Below are 3,434 nucleotides of genomic sequence, written 5' to 3'. Positions count from 1 at the left end.
GCTAGCCCGACGCGGCCCTGACAGCAGCGATCATGGCTGCCGGCCAGTCCGCCGCCATCGCGCTCGCGGCGGTCCTCGGCTACCGGATGATCACGGTATGGCTGCCGATGGCCCCGTCGGCCTGCGTCCTGGCCCTGCTGGTCCGCCGCGGCCACCTCTGACCCACGCCACTCACCCCCGTCGGGGGATGGTCCCGCACCGCGTCAGGCCCACTCGTCCCATCCGGGTGGACCCGCGGTCACCGAACCCAATGGTGATTACTCTTCGAATCAATGGGAATGCACAACGTCAGGATGCACAACATACAGCTAGTTCTCGTGCGTGCACCGTCATCTACCCATGCCATCCACCCGTCGGTCAGGGCCGCACCCGCGGTCCTCAGAGGGGGGAGACTTCATGAACTGGTCCCGTACATCACGTCGGTGCGCCTCGCGCGCCTTCGTCCTGACCGCCACGCTGGCAGCAGCCCTGGCCGCTCCGGGGCTGCTCAGCTCGGTGGCCGAGGCGGCAGCACCGACCGGCAGCCCGACGAGCAGATGCCCGTCGCTGCCCCAGATCGCCGGCCCATTGCAAAGCTGGGAGACGGTTACCGCCCTGCCGACTCCCCGTGTCCATCTCGCGGCCACCACGGGATGTGACGGACGGATCTATGCGATCGGCGGCCAGGCCGCCGAGACGGGCGCCGGCGGCAGCGCCCCGGGCTCGCCTACGGGGACGCCCACGGCAACGCCCGGCCCGACCGCGTCACCGACTACACCCACTTCGCCAACCACCACACCCACTTCGCCAACCGCACCCGCATCACCGACGCAGTCGCCGGCCCCCACCGGGACGCCCGGAAGTTCCGCGACGACGACATCGACGGTGGGTCCGGCGAGCCTGACCCGGAAGCCACTGGCCGGTCCGCTCGGCCCGTCAACCGATGACCCGACCACCAGCCCGACCACCAGCCCGACCACCGACCTGCCCACCGCGACGTTGACCGGATCACCCGGCGCGAGTCCGACCGGTTCACCGACCACACCCGGGACACCGACGGGCACCGGCGCACCCACGTCACCGCCGGGCGTCGCACCCCTGACGCCGGTGGGGACGGTCCAGGTCTACGACCCGCGGAAGAACGCCTGGACGGACGCGCCCGATCTGCCGACCGCGCGTACCCACCTCGCCGCCGCGACCGACCTCGATGGCCGGATCTACGCGATCGGCGGCCGGTCCGGCAGCTCGAACCAGCCCACGGACATCGTCCAGGTGTACACCCCGTCCAGCGGAAGCTGGTCGACGGGGAAGCCCCTGCCGAGCGCCATGGGTGACCCGAGCGCGGCCCGCGGCACCGACGGCAGGATCTACGTTCTCGACGCGAAGACCCTGGCGATCTACGACCCCGGCTCGGACAGCTGGTCGACGGCCGGGGCACCGCCATCCGGGAACAGGGCTCCGGTCCTGACGGCACTGCCGGACGGCCGGATCCTGGCCGCCGGCGGCATCGGGGCTGGCGGCGGCTCCGCAGCGCGGGCAGCCACCGACGTCTTCGCCTATACACCTGGTTCGAAAGCGGCCGAGAAGGGTTCGTGGGCCCAGATGTCCGACCTGCCGGACGGCGTCGCGGGTGCCGCCGGGGCGACCGGCCCCGACGGTCGGGTCTACATCATCGGCGGGCGGGACAGCGCCGGGAACGTCACCGGGGCGGTGCAGGCATACACCCCGAAGGACGACCGGTGGGCCGCCGGACCGACCAGCTCCCCCTCGACCCGGGCCGGGCATGCCGCGGCAACCGGTGGTGACGGCCGGGTGTACGTGCTGGGTGGAACGTCCAGCTCCGGCAAGACGCTGAACACCGTCGCCGCACTTAGCGAATAGCGAATAGCGAATAGCGAAACAAGTAACGAACAACGCCGTCAGTCGGGCGCCGGCCGCCCTGTCCCATGAGGCCGGCCCCGGCTGCTGGCCGCGTTTACTGAAGATAGGCGGCGGTGATCGCGGTGGCCAGCGCGCGCTGCCCCTGGCCGTTGGGGTGGAACGCGGCGGAGAACGGCGTTCCGAGGAGGTCGACGTCGGGAGGGCTTCCTGTACTGCTGCAGAACTCGTGCCCGGCGAAGGCGTTCTCGGTGTCCACGTAGGTCACGCCGGCCGCCCTCGCGGCGGCGCGGATCGTGTTGTCGAGGTCGTGGACGGTCTGGTTGAACCAGGCCGCGTCGGCCGGCTGGATGCGTACCCCCAACTTCCCGAGGACGCTGACCGGGCAGGGTGCGTCCAGAGTGTCGGGGAACAGCCGGGGATAGCCCAGGACGAGGATCCGTGCCCCGGGGGCGAGGCTGGGGGCCCGTCGGATAGCCCGGTAGGTCGCGGTGAGTTGTGACTGCAGGGTGTTCAGAACGGCCCCGACGGCCGGTGCGGAGTGGTCCCGGCAGGACGGGAGAAGTGTGGTCACGTGCAGTGCCGCACAGTAGACCGCGATGTCGGCGAAACCGATGTCGTTGCCGCCGACGGTGAGGGTGACCAGTCCGACGGTGTCGGCCGACCCGTCCAGATACGTGTCCTGTGGTACGATGCTAGGCCCCTGCGACGTGGAGAAGTCCCGAGTGCGTGCGCCCGCGCAGGCCCCGAAGGTGAACAGTGGATCAGACGTCGCGGACGGCGGCGGGTCCTTGGTGGCCAGGGCGGCGTGGACGAGAGCCGGGTAGGCATCGGTCGAGCGTCGGCAGCCACCAAATGGCCGGTAGCTGCCCGGGAGGTAGTCGGCGACGGGGCCGGCTCCGTCCCCGGAGGAATACGAGTCACCCAGCGCGACGTAGCGCAGCACGGTCAGCCTGGTCCGCGAGGATCGTGAACGGCCGGACCGGTCGGTCGCGGTCAACTGGAACACGTAGTTGCCCGGAGCCGGGAGGGTCACCGTCGTGTCCGGCGCGTCACCGGCGAATCGGGCCGGGGCCGGTCCCGACAGCATCGTCCACGCTGTGGATGCCGCGGGCCCGGTGACCCTGCCGTGCAGGGCCACCGCGCTCAGCCCGACGACTGTGCGCGAGCGTCCCGCCTGCACGGTCACCATCGCCTGCCGTGAACGTGTCACCGTCGTCACAGAAGGTTGCGATGTCGCTGCCGCGACGTTCTGCCGGCTACGGGATACCTCCGCTGCGCCCGTGTCACGGCAACCCGCGACCACCACGGCAGCCATGGCCGCCACCAGACCCACCACGAGCATGCTCCACCGGCATCGCCCGAGATCGCTACCCGTCATACCGTCATGATGACAGGCCGTGGAGTGGAGTCCACGGATGTGGTGCACGTGGAGTAGCAGTCCTGCGACACCCCAGAACAGTCCTTCGCCACTCTGCGACAGTCCTACGGCACCCCAGAGTAACGGCCTGTAAAGGGGACGGCCACCGCATGATCCCTTCGAGAAAGATACGAAGCAACTTGACGAGGAAGAACCC

General features: G+C 70.2%; 4 protein-coding genes. 2 read left to right on the top strand and 2 right to left on the bottom strand.

Features of this window, described 5'->3' with window-relative positions:
* Positions 1-32 precede the first annotated feature (32 nt).
* Positions 33-161 carry a hypothetical protein gene (locus AC08ON_RS17265; protein WP_476617354.1) on the top strand — a complete coding sequence of 43 codons (129 nt, stop codon included), beginning with the start codon at positions 33-35 and terminating at the stop codon, positions 159-161.
* Between the two features lie 486 nt (positions 162-647).
* On the opposite strand, the gene AC08ON_RS17260 is transcribed toward AC08ON_RS17265, so the two are convergent.
* The gene (locus tag AC08ON_RS17260; RefSeq protein ID WP_476617353.1) at positions 648-1,043 is read right to left on the bottom strand and encodes a hypothetical protein; all 396 of its coding nucleotides are present in this window, start codon (positions 1,041-1,043) and stop codon (positions 648-650) included.
* A 43-nt stretch (positions 1,044-1,086) separates the two neighbouring features.
* Here AC08ON_RS17260 and AC08ON_RS17255 point away from each other — a divergent pair, with 43 nt between their 5' ends.
* Positions 1,087-1,860, top strand: a complete 774-nt coding sequence (locus AC08ON_RS17255) for a Kelch repeat-containing protein (protein ID WP_476617352.1) — start codon at positions 1,087-1,089, stop codon at positions 1,858-1,860.
* 94 nt (positions 1,861-1,954) lie between these two features.
* On the opposite strand, the gene AC08ON_RS17250 is transcribed toward AC08ON_RS17255, so the two are convergent.
* The gene (locus AC08ON_RS17250) at positions 1,955-3,070 is read right to left on the bottom strand and encodes an SGNH/GDSL hydrolase family protein (protein WP_476617351.1); all 1,116 of its coding nucleotides are present in this window, start codon (positions 3,068-3,070) and stop codon (positions 1,955-1,957) included.
* Positions 3,071-3,434 lie beyond the last annotated feature (364 nt).

The sequence above is a fragment of the Frankia sp. CoWAU3 genome, assembly GCF_977971855.1.
This window is presented reverse-complemented; position numbering and strand designations above follow the sequence as displayed.